Source organism: Oceanobacillus timonensis, assembly GCF_900166635.1.
GTDB classification, from domain to species: Bacteria; Bacillota; Bacilli; order Bacillales; family Amphibacillaceae; genus Oceanobacillus; species Oceanobacillus timonensis.
This window is the reverse complement of the sequence record NZ_LT800497.1, coordinates 1,506,355-1,522,628: the sequence shown is the minus strand read 5'-3', so window position 1 is coordinate 1,522,628 and position 16,274 is coordinate 1,506,355. Positions and strand designations below refer to the sequence as shown.

18 protein-coding genes are annotated in these 16,274 nt (G+C 38.2%); 4 read left to right on the top strand and 14 right to left on the bottom strand.

Features of this window, described 5'->3' with window-relative positions; all coding sequences use genetic code 11:
* Positions 1-12 precede the first annotated feature (12 nt).
* The 9 genes from B7E05_RS07390 to pgsB all read right to left on the bottom strand — a co-directional run bounded on the left by B7E05_RS07390 (position 13) and on the right by pgsB (position 7,632).
* Positions 13-435 carry a DUF2000 domain-containing protein gene (locus tag B7E05_RS07390; RefSeq protein ID WP_080873603.1) on the bottom strand — a complete coding sequence of 141 codons (423 nt, stop codon included), beginning with the start codon at positions 433-435 and terminating at the stop codon, positions 13-15.
* Complete coding sequence (locus tag B7E05_RS07385) at positions 435-1,262, bottom strand: AraC family ligand binding domain-containing protein (RefSeq protein WP_080873602.1); 828 nt, start codon at positions 1,260-1,262, stop codon at positions 435-437. Before B7E05_RS07385 ends, B7E05_RS07390 begins: the two co-directional genes overlap by 1 nt.
* Positions 1,263-1,388: 126 nt before the next feature.
* Complete coding sequence (locus B7E05_RS07380; protein ID WP_080873601.1) at positions 1,389-1,811, bottom strand: disulfide oxidoreductase; 423 nt, start codon at positions 1,809-1,811, stop codon at positions 1,389-1,391.
* Between the two features lies 1 nt (position 1,812).
* Positions 1,813-2,484 carry a DsbA family protein gene (locus B7E05_RS07375; RefSeq protein WP_080873600.1) on the bottom strand — a complete coding sequence of 224 codons (672 nt, stop codon included), beginning with the start codon at positions 2,482-2,484 and terminating at the stop codon, positions 1,813-1,815.
* 257 nt (positions 2,485-2,741) lie between these two features.
* On the bottom strand, positions 2,742-3,155 hold the full coding sequence (locus B7E05_RS07370; RefSeq protein WP_080873599.1) for a hypothetical protein: 414 nt from the start codon (positions 3,153-3,155) through the stop codon (positions 2,742-2,744).
* An 18-nt stretch (positions 3,156-3,173) separates the two neighbouring features.
* Entirely contained in the window at positions 3,174-4,838 is a 1,665-nt protein-coding gene (locus tag B7E05_RS07365; protein WP_080873598.1) for a gamma-glutamyltransferase family protein, read from the bottom strand.
* Entirely contained in the window at positions 4,828-5,991 is a 1,164-nt protein-coding gene (locus tag B7E05_RS07360) for a CapA family protein (protein WP_080873597.1), read from the bottom strand. The genes B7E05_RS07365 and B7E05_RS07360 overlap by 11 nt, the downstream gene beginning before the upstream one ends.
* Positions 5,992-6,002: 11 nt before the next feature.
* Positions 6,003-6,452 carry a poly-gamma-glutamate biosynthesis protein PgsC gene (pgsC, locus tag B7E05_RS07355; RefSeq protein WP_080873596.1) on the bottom strand — a complete coding sequence of 150 codons (450 nt, stop codon included), beginning with the start codon at positions 6,450-6,452 and terminating at the stop codon, positions 6,003-6,005.
* A gap of 1 nt (position 6,453) precedes the next feature.
* Positions 6,454-7,632, bottom strand: coding sequence for a poly-gamma-glutamate synthase PgsB (gene pgsB, locus B7E05_RS07350; RefSeq protein WP_080873595.1), 1,179 nt, complete (start codon positions 7,630-7,632; stop codon positions 6,454-6,456).
* 577 nt (positions 7,633-8,209) lie between these two features.
* Here pgsB and B7E05_RS07345 point away from each other — a divergent pair.
* Both B7E05_RS07345 and B7E05_RS22510 read left to right on the top strand, forming a co-directional pair.
* Positions 8,210-8,413, top strand: a complete 204-nt coding sequence (locus tag B7E05_RS07345; RefSeq protein WP_080876244.1) for a helix-turn-helix transcriptional regulator — start codon at positions 8,210-8,212, stop codon at positions 8,411-8,413.
* Between the two features lie 7 nt (positions 8,414-8,420).
* Entirely contained in the window at positions 8,421-8,546 is a 126-nt protein-coding gene (locus B7E05_RS22510; RefSeq protein ID WP_281252450.1) for a hypothetical protein, read from the top strand.
* Positions 8,547-9,196: 650 nt separating this feature from the next.
* Here B7E05_RS22510 and B7E05_RS07335 read toward each other — a convergent pair.
* Positions 9,197-9,829 carry a LysE family translocator gene (locus B7E05_RS07335; RefSeq protein WP_080873593.1) on the bottom strand — a complete coding sequence of 211 codons (633 nt, stop codon included), beginning with the start codon at positions 9,827-9,829 and terminating at the stop codon, positions 9,197-9,199.
* A gap of 305 nt (positions 9,830-10,134) precedes the next feature.
* Here B7E05_RS07335 and B7E05_RS07330 point away from each other — a divergent pair, with 305 nt between their 5' ends.
* Complete coding sequence (locus B7E05_RS07330) at positions 10,135-10,569, top strand: YndM family protein (protein WP_080873592.1); 435 nt, start codon at positions 10,135-10,137, stop codon at positions 10,567-10,569.
* Between the two features lie 110 nt (positions 10,570-10,679).
* Positions 10,680-11,246 (top strand): spore coat protein, encoded by a 567-nt coding sequence (locus tag B7E05_RS07325; RefSeq protein WP_080873591.1) that lies wholly within the window; start codon positions 10,680-10,682, stop codon positions 11,244-11,246.
* A gap of 73 nt (positions 11,247-11,319) precedes the next feature.
* On the opposite strand, the gene B7E05_RS07320 is transcribed toward B7E05_RS07325, so the two are convergent.
* From B7E05_RS07320 to B7E05_RS07305, 4 genes are all read right to left on the bottom strand, one after another.
* On the bottom strand, positions 11,320-11,868 hold the full coding sequence (locus B7E05_RS07320) for a GNAT family N-acetyltransferase (protein WP_080873590.1): 549 nt from the start codon (positions 11,866-11,868) through the stop codon (positions 11,320-11,322).
* Between the two features lie 98 nt (positions 11,869-11,966).
* Entirely contained in the window at positions 11,967-13,574 is a 1,608-nt protein-coding gene (locus B7E05_RS07315) for an amidohydrolase (RefSeq protein WP_080873589.1), read from the bottom strand.
* Positions 13,575-15,014, bottom strand: coding sequence for a sodium:solute symporter family protein (locus B7E05_RS07310; protein ID WP_080873588.1), 1,440 nt, complete (start codon positions 15,012-15,014; stop codon positions 13,575-13,577). It lies immediately after the preceding gene.
* Positions 15,015-15,340: 326 nt separating this feature from the next.
* Positions 15,341-16,201, bottom strand: coding sequence for an MBL fold metallo-hydrolase (locus tag B7E05_RS07305; protein ID WP_080873587.1), 861 nt, complete (start codon positions 16,199-16,201; stop codon positions 15,341-15,343).
* Between the last annotated feature and the right edge of the window lie 73 nt (positions 16,202-16,274).

Below are 16,274 nucleotides of genomic sequence, written 5' to 3'. Positions count from 1 at the left end.
GTACCTTCCATTCTATCTCAACAAAGCGAGACTGCCCGTTAACTGATTCACTTTTTTCTTCTCCCCATAAATTCCCAGCCCATAATACAGATAATCCGATTTTGATTTTTTCTGCAGTTTTGCTATGTATTCCTCATACGTTTTACAGCTTTGCGCCGCATTTGAAAAATCTACAATAGTCAAATCATCGAACAGCTCTGTCGTTATCTTATCTCTTAGTTCTTGAAGAAGTTCGGCATTCCCTTTCAAAACAGGAATAGGTGATTTCACAATGCCAGCATGCTCCACATCAGACCGGTCTACTACATCTTCACCTACCATTTCAGGTATTTCTTTTCCTAATGTTACGCCTAAAATAACTGCTGTGTTGGCAATTAATCCTAAAGGCAAATTTTCATCGATGACAAGTACGCATTTCGTTTCCGCAGAACACATTATACCTCATCCTCACTTTCAAAAATCTTCATGTATTGCTTTGGTGTTAACCCAATCATGCTCTTAAACAATTTAGTCAAATGACTTTGATCACTGAACCCGGTTAAAAAAGCAGCCTCAATCGGTTTAATACCTTGTTCTAACAGCTTTTTTGCATGATTCACCCGAACCGTTTGTAAATAACTATAAGGAGAAATTCCTTTTTGTTTCGTGAATGACCTTAATAAATGATATTTGCTCCATCCGGTTAGATCACTCAGTTCTTGCAGTGAAATTTTATGATTATAATGCTCCTGTAAATAATTACTGATAGTCTTTACTTTTTGAGAAGATTCCGAACCTGTTTCCGGAATTGTCAAATCTGAATTTATCTGAATCAGTTCTTCCAGCAAATATAAAAACAACTCTTCTTTTTTAAATGCGTCCTCCTCCACAGCTATTTTTAAATGAAGTTCCTTTAAAGTAGACGCCACCTCACTCTGATACAAAACAGTCTCTTGGAAATATGGAAGAATTTCCTCACCTTGTATTTCTAAAACAGCTTTTTTCATGATATCTGTTTTTACGTTAATACAACGGTAATCCAGTGTTCCCCCATCTACTTGTTCACAGCTATGTGTATCATAAGGATTAAAAATAAGGACATCCCCTGGATAAATCGTAAATTCTTTCCCCTGACAGGTTAACTGACGCTCCCCCTCTTCAATAAAACCAATCACATAATAATCATGAAAATGAGCGGCAAATTTTTGCGTAATGCCTTTAAATTGATACGCTTCTATATCTACATCCGGATCCAGAAAAATGGTTCGGGTTTCCTGTGGCATGTATAACTCTCCCTTCTTCCATTTGTTTGACTTTCTTTTAAAATAACAAACAGAGCTTGATCTTTCTTGTATGATATTGCGCTTTAAATAAAAATAACCACCGGTAAATCTACCGATGGCTATTTCTTACTTATTATTTGATTTCATTAACAGCATAAAAATAATGATTAGGGTAAAAGCAGTAAATGCTAAAAATGGTATCGTTATAAATCCGAACCAATTAATATACTCCGCATCACACGGCACACCGCCCACACACGGTTTTAACGGTGCAAATCCCGGTACTTTCTGCTCCAGATAGTGATACAGTGAAATACACCAGCCAATAAGAGCAATCGGGAGTACATATTTTTTAATCGTAAATTCCTGTTTAAACGTTGCTACGCCAAGAATGAAAGCCAAGGGATACATAGCAATCCGCTGATACCAGCATAATTCACATGGTATATATCCTTTTATTTCACTGAAATAAAGACTTCCCAAGGTTGCAACAAGTGAAACCAACCAGGCAAAATACATATAAAGCTGTCTTTTATCCAGATGCTGCATATTATTCACCTAGCTCTGCATCGATGGCTTGTTGGATCGTCTCGTAATCAAATGTCCCCTCATCATCTATCATTACGCCATTTACCATAATAGTCGGCGTTGATTCTACGTTAAACGCATCTATCATCTCTTCGTCTCTTTCTACTTCATCCATGTACGTATCGGCTTCTATATCTTCCATCAACGCTTCCGTATCAATTCCTTCAATACCGTCTGCAACTTCTTCTATTTTATCCATCGTTACCCAAGCTGCTTGCTGGTTGCCATCAGGCTGTTCAGAAAAAAGGGCGTGATGGAAATCCCAATATGCTTCCGGATTTTGCGCATAGACGGTTTCTGCAGCTAATGAAGCTAAACGTGATTCTTCCCCATGGAACAGAACATTCACAAAGGAATACTGTACATCTCCATTATCTATATAGTCCTCTTGCAATTGCGGAAAAATATTTTCATCCCACGCTTTACAGCCAGGACATTTAAAATCTCCAAATTCGACAACAGTTACCGGAGCGTCAGCCTCTCCATCGGTTGGTTGTCCTTCTGTTGACGGCGCTTCATCAAATTCTATTCCAAAAGATTCTGAATCCCGGTTTACCAGCACGACTAGTAAAACCAAAAGGGCAACAACAATTAATGTTATTGTCACAATCACTTTTAATGGTGACTTTTTCATATATACACCTCTCCTATCTCTATGTAAAATATAACATAAAAATGTTATTTTACTCTGTTGAAGTTTACAAAAAGTAACTTCCTGTTAAAAATTCAAATACAGTTTTAATATACATTATTTTTTTAATTCATAAACCTATTTAATTGTCACTTTTATGACAATATCAAAACATATAAGTTTTGTCTACTAAATAAGAAAATGATAGAAAAAGAGATTGCATTTAAACCTCTTTTTCTATCATTTTACTTTTCAGCTTCCTAATAGGAACTTAAATTAAACTTTTCATAATAGGTTTCTATATTTTCTTCCCAATCTTCCTTGGAAACTTTAAACACGGCATTCCCATTGTTATCATATACACCTATATTTCCTTCATCAGGTGCAATTTGGTATGTTTCATTCGGATCTACTGCTACATCATCAATATCTTCACTGTTTGAACTGGCAACATCACTGTCAGGTTGTTCTTCCTCCTGAGCATTAGCATCAGCATTATCGTTAGCATTAGCAGTATCAGACTCTGCCGTTTCAGTTTCAGCCGCTTCGACATAGTTTTGAATCTGATATCGTTCTGTGTCAGATAAATCGTCCCATTGTTTGTAGTTGCTCATGAATGTTAAAGCGAGAACAAGCAGTAAAACTGGCGTAATACCCGTTATAACTTTTTTCACTTTACCTTCCTCCTGTTATTATTGTGGATTTTCTTCTACCTTCGATATACCATTTCTCCGTTCATCCTTAGAGCCGAAAATTTCGTTAGATTCTCCATCAACAATAAGTGCCTGAATACCGCCATAAAAGTCAACGTCCGTTTGGTTGTAAATTTCATAACCTCTGGCTCTTAAACCGGATTGCACATCGGTATCCAACTCTGTTTCTGTCAAAATATCATTATCTTCAATATAAAATCTACTATCATCAATAGCTTCGTCAAATGGTTCATTAAATAGCAAATATTTAGTGAGTACCTGTGTCATCACCATCGGAATCCGCTTACCACCCGGTGATCCAATACCGATTGTTTTTTCCCCATTCGTCAAAATCGACGGACTTGTAAAGCTTCGCGGTGTTTTACCTGGTTCAATGCTATTTAACGAATCATCTCTTTGACTGAAGTTCTCCATTTGGTTATTCATAAAAAATCCAGCTACATTATCACCGGAACCAAAGAAGTTCCCTAAAGTATGTGTCGCTGATACCATTGTACCATCTTGATCGATAATGACAAAATGTGTCGTATTATCGTGGTCTTCCTCGTCTGATACTGAATCATTCACTTCATAGTCTTCCGATAATTCATCAAGCGAAATCGTATCCGCCATCTGTTGTGAGTATTCACTGGAAGTTAACTCGTCCGTTGGAATAGTGTCATCTACCAATGTATCTCCCACATTTTCGACTCGATCATCATAAGATCGTTTGGAAATTTCTCCGATAAGATGGATATAATCTCTTTGATTATCTTCTGTGGATGCAATATTTAATTGCTCAGCCATTTGCAGCGATTGAATTAAAGTAACTCCAGCCAATGGCGGCGGCGCAGAATACACATCATAGCCGGCGAATTCCCCGTGAGCAGGTTTTTGGGTTTTTGTTGTAAAACTGTTTAAATCCTCTGCTGTCACCCCTGCTGTTGATAATTCTTCTTTTTCCAGTATTTGATCGGCAATTGGTCCGTTATAAAAAGCATCCGCACCACCTTCCTGGATGGAACGTAATGTTTCCGCCAATTCAGGCTGTACCAATGTATTACCAGCTTCCAGTGCTTCGCCGTTCGGGAAAAATTCTTCTAATTCCCCAGGCTCCATCCGGTAAGAACCTTTACGAAGCCGATCTACCAAATGGTTGTCCACTTCAAATCCTTCCTCTGCATAGTCGATGGCCGGCTGGATCAATTCATCCATATCCATCGAGCCTAAGTCCTGATTTAACGTTTCCATACCGTCTACCAATCCGGGAACGGCAAAGGACTCTGGCTCTGCACCTGACTCTGGCGCTGTTTCACGGTACTCGTAAACAGTGGGCTCTTCTGCATCATTCGGATAAACCAACATTTCTCCACCGCCGCCGACACCGGAACCATATGGCTCGACAACACCAAGCACATAAGAAACGACTACGGCCGCATCTGCTGCGTTACCTCCGTTTTCCAGTACTTGCATTCCTGCTTCCACGGCAAGCGGGTGGGAAGAACTGACACCATAACCGTCTACCGTCTCTACCGTTTCTGATTCTTCCACACCGTAGTCTACTTCCGTTTCCTCGCTCTCAAACAATCCTTGTTGTGTATAAACAAATACAAGTCCTGCTACGACAATAATGGTTAATATCGAAAAAAGTTTTTTATTGCCCATTATCAGAACCCCTTCCTTCTAAAGCATCTGAATGATCTACTTCCAAGATTAATTTCCCATCTTCTTTTTCAAAATTCTCTTCCGGTTGGTTACGCATTAATTGCTTATGAATTTTCATTTGATTGTATTTATTCTTTGTTTCGTAAGGCTGTGCTCCATTTATACGTACCGGTGTAATTTCAAACCTGCCTGTACCATCATCTAACAAATCATATTGAACAATAGCACTATCCTTGGTCCGGGACCATCCCTGATCAAAAACAAAGTTACCAAGTCCGTAAAAAATAACACCGTCTTTATATTTTTCCACTTCTGATAACACGTGTGAGTGGTGCCCGATAATCGCATCTGCACCGACATCAATCATCGCCCTTGCTAATTCCGTTTGTCTTGGATGCGGTTCATTGTCATACTCAACACCCCAGTGCATATTCACAAAAACAAGGTCTGCTTGCTGATTCGCTTCTTCAATCATCGGAAAAATATTATCCGGTAATGCACGAGCAACTCCAGGACGGTAACCAAGTGCAGAAAAGCCTTCCACAAGGGCATCCGTATAGCCAACAGTTGCAATCGTTAAGCCGTTTACTTCCTGATAATCAATTGCGTTTGCTTCTTCTAAGTTTTCCCCTGCACCAACATGGTTTAAACCAGTGTCATCCAGTGCTGTAATCGTGTCATTAAGTCCTTCTGCTTCATAATCCATCATGTGGTTATTGGCTAAATTGACTAATGTAAAGTTCATATCTTTTAACGTTTGAGCTGCATCCACATTTGTATGTAGATGAATTTGTTTATCTATTGGTTCATAATTCTCTTCATCCTGAAGTAAAATGGGATTTTCTAAGTTACCGGACACATAGTCGGCATTTTCAAAGTAAGGCTTCACCTTATCAAAAAGATACGCTGTTCCATGTTTATTTGTCACATCTTCCACATGACGACCAAACATTAAGTCACCTACAAAAGCAGCAGTGAACTCTGAATCAGACCTTTTTTCAACCTCTGATACATCTTGTGAAAAGAAGAGCTGATGCCCGATGGTGAAGAGAACAATGACAGCTAAACCGATGGCCACATGCTTACCGGCAGACTTTTTTTGACGTTTTCCCATCCGTAGTATTTTTTCTTGGTATGTTAATTTTCTAGACATATTAACCCTTCCTATATGATGTAATAGACGCTTAGAATAACAAAAGTGAGTGCCCCTAATAGAAGCGTACTTCCGATGGTGATAATGGCTCCTTGTTTTTGAATCGTATTTGCGATAAGACCAGGAACAATGACGCCAATTCCCCTAAATTCCAATATTTCAAACGGGAGCACCGGATAGGTGAAATCGAGAAGAAGTTTCAACACAATTCCTACCGATAACATAGCGGCAAATTTTCTCCGTCCGTAAAGCAATATAAACCGAGACAGCCCATATGTAACTATGACATAAGTTAACAAACTAATACCAAAAATAACGGCAATAAAGATAGGCTGGTCAAAAACCAGTGCTAAATATCCCGGTACTACCAGTCCGGCTGGTACAATACCTGTTCTTTCTGAAAAAAGTAAACTTAGAATAACACCAAGCACAAGTGCAATATATAAATCTGAGCCAAACATTCTATGATCCTCCTATTTCTGTGTGGGCTTGAATTTTTTCAACTAAAGGTTCGGCAGCACCATGGATATTTCCTATACCATAAATAAGATGATTCGATGCTGTCTCCGTCAATGTTTCATAGATTTCATCTGTAGACTTTCCTTGGAGATCAATGATTTGATTGACTTTTAGTTTACCGGACTTGACCGCCTGTTTAATCGGCTCAGCCTTTTCTCCAATCAACACAAGCACATCCATTGGTATATACGGCAAAACATCGTCCGCAAATTGAATGGTACGATCCACACGGTCTGCCCGACAGTTCATTACAATAATTGGGTTTTTCTCTGTGTAACCTAAAGTTTCCACATTCTTCCAAATATTAATAGTGGAAACAGAATCATTGGCCGCAAATCCATTCACAAAATAGGCGGATGTATCTCCTTGGTTTAGCTGTCTTATCCACGTTGCACCGGGATCAGGCTGTGCCTTGAGCATGCCCCGAAATGCTGTTTTTTCATCAATATCCAATGCTTCCGCAACGGCTAATGCCAGCGATGCATTTTCCGGGAAAATCATATAGGGAAATTCACGTAAATACGCTTCAGGAATTTTACTATTATCCGCAACAATCACTTTGGTTTTTCTTTTTGCTGCTTCTGCTTTGAAATATTCCACGTACGGCCCTTCCGAAATAATCAAATGTCCATTATATGGGATAGTAGCTGTAAAAGCTTCGGCTATTTCATCTAATGTAGGTCCCATTACATCCATATGGTCTTCCAGCACATTCACAATGACACCTATGTTCGCTTGCAGTAATTTCTCCTGGAATACAATTTGATAATCCGGGTTAACAGCCATACACTCACTGACCAGAGCTTCGGCACCCAGTTCTGCCGATTTTTTCACAACCATTTTCTGTTCGCGGATATTCGGTCCCTCTGGACGGCGAACAATCGGTTCTTCCTCTGATGTATTCCAATAAATAATCCTTGCTGAACTACCCGTTGTTTTACCGATAGTTTTGTACCCTGCTTCTTTGATAATACCTGTAATTAAGCGCGTTACTGTTGATTTTCCACGGATGCCATTCACATTGACCCGAATTGGCAAAGCATTCATATGCTTTTTATGTGAATTCCACTCCATGATACCGATAACCAGTGCAATAACGAGCACAATTGGAATCAATAACATAACTATACCCTTCCTTTACCATTCATCAAATCATTTAAATTGCAGATTTTTACTCCGCAATGTATTAATTGAAGTATTTAGGCACACTTTGACAATACCTATGATATTTTAACAAAAAAAGATGCGTTGCCAATAAAAATCCCATTTTTTTATTCTAATTGTAATATATTTGACAAATCTGACTCTCAAATGAAATGAAATACATGTCGAATATACCGATTAATATTTAAATTTTCTAGTCTATTATATCAGTTTTTGTATGATTGTCGTTCTTTAAATACCTCTTTATTTAAATTTGTAAAAAAGAAGATGCAGAAGGATATATTTAACAATTATATCCCTAATAAGCGCCATAGATGGAAGAATTTGTATAATAAATGAAATCAAATTGTTATACCATCCAGTCATTTATATAACAACAAACTATCTGTCTATATTTTTTAGATACGATGACGAATATAATTCGATTAATGAAAGAATCATTGGAAAGAAAAATGTGAAGTTGATTTCTCATTTTTATTTTTGATAACACAAATTGAGAAGTTAACTTCTCATTAATGCAGAAATGGGCGATGTCATGATTGTTATCAACCGTGTACAGGTATTTAGAAAACAGCAAAAAATGACTCAAGAAAAATTAGTGAGCAAGGTCGGTGTCTCCAGGAAAACAATTGCATCGCTGGAAAAAGGAAATTACACTCCATCTTTATTATTGGCACTGCAAATTGCAGAAGTACTGGAAACAGATATTCACACCATCTTTTATTTGGAAAAGGAGTGACCCTGCGATGAAGAAAATTATATTTGAGCAGACCGGCAATGTGATCATGATATTGCTTTTAACTTTAGGAATGATACAAACAGTTCTTACCGCTACTGTAAAAGAAGACCCTATCTTCTATTCTTTTGAATGAGGCATTTTTTGGTTTTTATTTGTAGGTTGGTTGATTATTTTTGGTATTGTTTTATATGGAAAAAATTGCATAATGAAGGTTATCGTACCAAGAAAGGTGAATTCAGTACTCAGGATGAGCGAGAGGAGCTTATCTCGAAAAAAAGCCAGTCTGATTACTTTTAAAATGCTGATTCCCCTATGGGTTGTTCTTCTTTTTCTGTGTTTTGGATTGAGTTTGCTCTTTACAGATATCAAAATTTTTCAAATCACGATTATCGGCATTTTAGGAGGCAGCTTAATAATAAGCTTTCTTACCTATCTGGTTGCGTGGATAACATTAGATTTAAAAGATTAAAAAAATCCCACATTGCTGGACGTAGACTGCGGACCAAGAATATATGCTGAAAAACTATGCCGTACAGGTTATCAAGTAGCCGATATCCACTATTAAAAGCGCTTTATTCATGATGCCAAACAGTCTGCTGACCAGCAGGGATGAATCTATCCTGCAACGATCAAATTACTTAGAAATGGAAATAAAGCGAAACTTCCTTCGATGGGAGTTCTTCGACGCACAACGCTTTACGATGGGACGAACAATCAAAATCCCAATCTCAGCCAGTTACACTGCGATAAATATGCCAATGCTTTTACACCGATGCTGCTCCTTCAGATAATATCTGTGACAACTTTAAAAAATTCATACACAAAATATCCGGAAAAACCAATCAATACAATGCCTGCAATAATGGAAAATCCTTTAATCATTGCACGGCTCATTACTTTTCTCGTTGTAGCTACAATAGCCAGCAACCCCATATCATGCAGCAATATCCCAGTTAAAATACCAGCCGCTATGATTAAAAAATTGCCCGGTTCAGCCGGATTATATGTATTACTTAATACTGCACCAAATACACTTAACCAAAATACAATGTTTCCTGGCGATACCGCGACAAGAAATCCATTCCGATAGGAGGAACGCATTGATTTCGCAGGTTTCTCTCCAGCCAATGTAATATCACTATCCGCATTTTTTATCGAATCGTAACCAATCAGAAATAGAAATACTGCGCCAATCAGCCACATTGGGATCTGAATAAAAGACAATTGCAGAATGGACGCCAATCCTAAATAAAGCGCAGCAATCAAAACAAGGTCGATTGTCATTCCTCCTAACCCGACAGCCCAGCCATGCATAAAGCCATTTTTCAGCCCTTGCTTGGTCATTTCCACCGTAATTGCCCCTACTGGCATCGCAATCGCAAGCCCGGCCATTACATATGTAAAAAATAATGCCATGACTGATATCCTCCTTTAAAAAATAAAATATTTTTCATCATACTATAAAAAAAGATAAATGTATACATATACAAAAAAATTTATAATTATTCTTTCATAACAAATAATAAATCACATATAAACATTGGTTAAATAGCTATTTCTCAGAAAAAACAGTGCATACAATTTTCTATAAAAAGTACATCACTCCCCTGCTTATTTAAGAAATAGAAACTTTTTATTAAATACCCTGGATTCCTGCATAATCAGCTGGATAAGAGCACAAAATATCATTGTTAATAAAATACGACAGGAAAGATGATGCGATGAAATACATTTTAGCTCTTTTTATTAAATTCGCTCTGACAACAGGAATATTATGGATAACATTAGGGATGGTTTTAAACATTTCTTTCAGTAACTTAATGATTACCAGTTTAATTTTAACTGTCGCTGCATTTGCAGGAGATATGCTGATACTGCCAAAAATCGGAAATATAGCAGCTGCAGTAGGCGATTTTGCACTTGCTTATCTCGTCATCTGGGGAGTAGGATCCTTTTTATATGACAGTTTGCTTTCCGTTGATGCAGCTGCATTAATTACTGCTTTCTTTATTACGATAAGCGAACTTGTTTATCATCGCTACTTACGTCATTTTGTTTTTGACCATGCAGACAAAAATGAAAATCACGTTCATCCGGGTAACATGCAAACAGAAGCCAGTGAAGAATTTTATGATGGAAAAGACAAAAACAAATAGACCATATGTACTTCCATTTTTATGTAAGGTTTCCAATGACATATGAGAGTATAAAGTGAAATTTAAGAGCAAATCATAAGAAAAATATGAACAAAAAAGGAGTATTTACCATGAAGTTAGCTTCCCATGAATTACATGAATTAAGCGAGCTGATTGCAGGATGTTATAATACGATAACTTGCATGGCCAGCTTTATCAATCAAGCCCAAGATCCCGAACTAAAAGGGTTATTACAGCGGCATTTCCCTTTGCATGTCCAGGATTATAATTTAAAAGTAGAATTTGTTCAAAGTCAGACAACACCTGATATAACAAAATTTCAGCCAGCTAAAATAAACCCGATGTTAGAATCTTATACACAGGCACCTGTTTCTGAATTTCCATCCGCAACGCCTCGAACGGAAGTGCAGCAGCATACGGATCGTGAAATTGCTACAGCTTATTTGCTTAATCAAAAGAGTTCTGCCAAAAACTATGGGAGTGCTTCTGTAGAGTGTGCTAACCCTGATTTAAGAACGTTTTTGGAGCATGCCTTTTTGAATAGCAACCATCACGCTTATGAAATTTGGCAATATATGACGAAAAAAGGGTATTATCCATTAATGGCTGCACCGGACAATGCTATACAGACAATCGCTTCTATCTACCAGCCAGTGGATCAGCCACCTCAAATGTAAATATAATAATAACATGTACTAAAAAATCAGGAGCAGAAATTTCTTTATTTCTGCTCCTGATTTTTGTAAGTGTTTATTTTGTTTCTTTTTTCTTAAAATACTCTGCTTGCAAAATACCCATGTGACAAATATCATGCCACTTGCCATCTCGAAACAGAGATTGTCTGCTCGTCCCTTCAGCTTCAAAGCCCATTTTCTTATATAATTTGATTGCCCGCTTATTAAATGAAAATACCCGTAAGGATACTCTGTGCAGATTTAACTCATAAAAAGCATAATCCAACAGCAGGTTCAATCCTTCTAATCCATACCCTTTTCCCCAATATTCTTTCTCACCAATATCAATAATGCACTCTGCATTCCGATTTTTATAATCTATATGGATTAAAGACACAATACCAATAGACATTTCTGTTTTTTTATCGACCATTATATAGCCTTTTGATGTTTCCGATTTCAGAATAGCATATTCTATAAAATCTTCTGTCGCTTTCATTGGATAAACATCTAAAAATGGACTGGTCGAATGCATTACTTGCACATCATTTCTCCATTTATGGTAAAGTACTGCGTCGTCCTTGATTATTTTTCTCAACCGGATTCTTTCTGATTCAAATAACACGGCATTCCCCTCCCCTTTCGTATATCGTTCACTCATTGTAAGATACCTTTACTTGTATATGAAAACAAATTGGATTCATTTTTGGAATAAAATTTCAACTATTTTTGATAGACTACTTCGCCACCAACAATGGTCATTTCCACCAAATCATCCGATAACGCTACTGATGCATCAAGCGGGTTTTGTTCCAGTACGACAAAATCTGCAAATTTACCTTCATTGATACTTCCCTCTTCTAAATCCGTTCCGTTCAATATAGCAGCATCTACTGTCATCTTTTTATAAGCTTCCAACCTTGTCAGCTGTTGATGTTCTCCAAGCAATTCTCCTTGTCTTGTTTTACGTTCGACGGCAATTCTGATAGAATCAAGCGGCGAGATATCTGTTACCGGGCTATCAGAATGGATTGTAAATGTCATCCCTTTATCTTCTGCCCATCTGACAGGATCCAAGTTTTGGACTTTTTCCGGACCTAAAAAGAATTTTTTATGGATATCTCCAAAGTAATAAATATGGTTGGTAAAGAAAGACCCGCCGATAGCATGCTTCGTCATTTCAGCAATGTCCGCTTTATTCACTGTTTGCAAGTGTTCAATTCGATTCATCAGACTGTTTGTTTTCGTTCCAGAAGTTGCTTTATAAGCTTCTATCACTGTACCTGCAGCCTTGTCCCCATTAGCGTGTGTAATCAACGGGTAGCCAAGCTGTTGAAAATGATTGAAAAGTTCTTCTAATTCTTCTTTTTCAAGTTGCAGGTCATCCGATGGTTCGCCATCGTAATAATCTCCACGAATCGCTGCTGTATGCAGCTGAATCGAACCGTCGCTGAAAAATTTAGCACCTGCCAGCGTACTATATCCACCGCTTCGTGTTTCAAATTTTTCTTGTAACTCTGTTGCATGGACTTGTTGGAGCTTTGGCTCATGAAGCAGCAGCTGATAAGCAATCGCCCACCTTGTCCGGATTTTTTGAGGGGTCTTTAAAAATTGAAGTACCGCTTCATAATCGTCCATTCCGGAATAAATACCAACCCCCATCTCGGTCGTATTGGTTATTCCTTTTGCCTGATAAGCTTTGACGCCTGCTTCGATATCTTCTGCCAGCACATCTGCTTTTGCCTGTGGAAGTACTGCTTTCACTTTATCCAAAGCCGGAAACTCAAACAACACGCCATTGACCAGTCCATTTTCATCACGTTCATATCGTCCACCTTTAGGGTCTGGATCATGTAATCCTACTCCCATTATTTCCAAAGCTTTCGTATTGACTGCTCCCATATGTGCAGAACTCTGCTGAATATAAATAGGCAGGTCTGTTGAAATCTGATCCAAATCAAAACGGTTTGGATGACGCCCTTCCGCCAATTCAAACTCATTATAACCATATCCACGCAGCCATCCGTCGACAGTAACCGCATCTTTATGTTCTTTAAACGTTTCAATCATATCTGAAATACTGCTTACATTTTCAGGCGAGCAATTCATTTGTTTACGAAAACTGCTGTACATAATTAAATGACTATGCGTATCAATAAAGCCTGGTGATAACCATTTGCCCTTTAAATCCAGAGCGTCATTATCCGTTACGACTCCATTTTGCTCCCTTATCTCCCGGATTCGTCCCTCCGACAGCTCAACTGTCGCGAGATATACATTATTATTTAATAAATCGAGTACATTTGCGTTGGTTATTTTATTGATAACCATTTATTCCAACTCCTTTGTGTGATGTTTTTCATCTACCAGCTTATGGCGCATAGCGGTCATGACCACTTCGGTCTTATCATGCGATGTACACAGACTTGCCACAACCAGCAGAATAAAAGAAAATACATAGCCGGCAAGTGCCTGGTCAAACGGTAACCCGGTATATGGATAAATCAGGATAAAAACGAATGAGCCGACCATCGTGATAAACACACCCGCTTTGGTCACTCGCTTCCAGAACATAATTGCTAAAAATGGAAAAACAAGTATCACCCCATTAACCATTAATGCCCAGCGATAAGCGTCATTGATATTGGTGATAAACAGCGCTGCCCCTGCACCTAGAATGGTAATGCAAATAACAGATAATCGAGAAACAAGCAATAACCTTGCATTGGTTGCATTCGGATGAATCATCACTTGGTAAAAATCTCTTGTTAAATTACTTGCTCCCTGCAGATTAAAGGAAGTCGCTCCTGTCATTAATGCAGCAAGCAATGCAACAAAAATAATGCCGGCTACTGGTGCTGGAAGCAATTCATTCGTCACATAAGAAAACACCAGATCTTGTTCCATATTCAAATCGACAAACTGCCTTGCAGCAACTCCGATTAAAAATGGGAAAAATGAAATCGCAGCAACAATAATATGACCAGTGATTCCAGCTGTCAGTGCTGTTCTCTCATCTTTAGCGGCAAAAATCCGTTGCCATGTAGACTGCCAGACAAGATAGAATGGACCTACTGATAAAGCGTACAGCAATGTATCCGTTAACCCATCCGGACTGATAGGACTCAAATAGGTAAATGTTGTATTGTTGAATAAATCCCCGATTCCTCCAACATGAGCAACAACAGAAATAGTCAGTATCACCAGACCTATGATAATAATCAGCGATTGAACAGCATCGGTAATAATTGTAGCGGGAAGGCCGCCTAAAATAGTAAATAACAGAATTAAAATGGTGCTGACAAATAATCCCGTATTTAATTCCCATCCAAGTGTAATGTTAAATACCGTGGACATTCCCACCAGCTGCAATCCTATCGTCGGTACAGAATAGACAAATGCCGAAATAATAGAAGGAACCATTCCTGCACGTCCGCCAAATCTTACCGTAAATAATTCAGCTAATGTAAATAATTTTTGGCGTCTGAGCGGCTTGGCAAAAAGCAGTACTAAAAGCAGACTGAATATATAAGCTACCAGCGCAAATTTAAAATAACCTGAAAAACCGACCGTAAAACCAAGACCAACCCAGCCTATAAATACTGCTGCCCCTGCATTCGTACTAATAATTGTTCCTGTGATTTTCCAAAAGCCTGTACTCCAGGAGCCGATCATATACTCCTCATATGTTTTAATTTTATAATAGTAATACCAGGCCACGCCCAGCATCATCCCGAAATACAGAATAAAATATGTAATATACCAGTTCATCAACTTCCTCCCGTTTTTTATACAGTTCTTCTTTCTCTATAATTTTTATGCTCACATACTTCTCACATATCGTCTATCACTTCCTAAAACATAGATTACTTCCTATTCCCATTTTATATAGATACGAAACCAATTTATCATATTATTTGCAATTTGTACGAAAGAAAGTCCAAACGGATAAAGCAAGGACGTCATGAGAGATAATTAAAAAATATTCGAGGAAATGTTAACTGAACGCTGAAAATAACATTTTATTATATTCACTTTCATTATCTAGTATAATAAAAAGACAGCTTTTTCACTTTCTCTGAAAAAGCTGCCTTTATTTACTGATCCTGCTCACGGTCCACATATCGGCCAAAGTCAGGAATAGCTGTCTGATCAAATGTATTTACTAATTCCTCCAGTCCTTCCGTAAGTTCTTCCTCATACATTGGCTCGCCATGCCCAGTTACTGCAATCGCAGGGTTTAAAGTTGCCAATGTTTGGACTGATTTCTTTGCCGCTTCCCAATCTGTAGTAAAATATCTTGGCGGCCCGTGTACTTCCCTGTCCTGTACCATCACCTTATACAAGGAATCTTGTTTTACGGTAATAAATGCATCCCCAGCAACCAGAACACGGTCCGTATCCCTATATAGAGAAATATGACCTGGTGAATGACCTGGCGTGTGTACCCATCGCCAATCAGGCATCTCAGGAACACTGCCATCAGCCGGGAGTTCTACTACGCTGCTCCCTAAGTTGACCGGTTCATTTGGAAACATAGCAGAAGCCTTCGCAACGAGACCACCTTCTACACCTGGATCAGGTTTGGGGTAGCTCTTTTTTCCAGTTAAAAAAGGGAGTTCTAACTTATGAGCATAAACAGGTACATCCCAATGCTTGACTAAATCAACCAGTGCCCCCACATGATCAAAATGACCATGTGTTAAAATAATTGCTTCCGGCCGGCTGTTCTTTCCAAAATGTTCTTCCGTCATTTCGATAATTTTATCTGCTGATTTCGGCATTCCCGCATCTATTAATACAAAATGGTTTGATTTATGATTCTTTACGAAACAGATGTTAACAATTTGGATTGTAAGACAATAGATATCTGGCAATACTTCTATCCAGGCGCCACTATTGACAGACGTGGCAGGGAGATATGTATAATCATCTCCGTAAGAAAAATCCTTACTCACTTTTTATCTCCTCCTATATGACACCAATATAATGAATATATAGATACCTTTCCCTTTCATGAAACTTTTATTC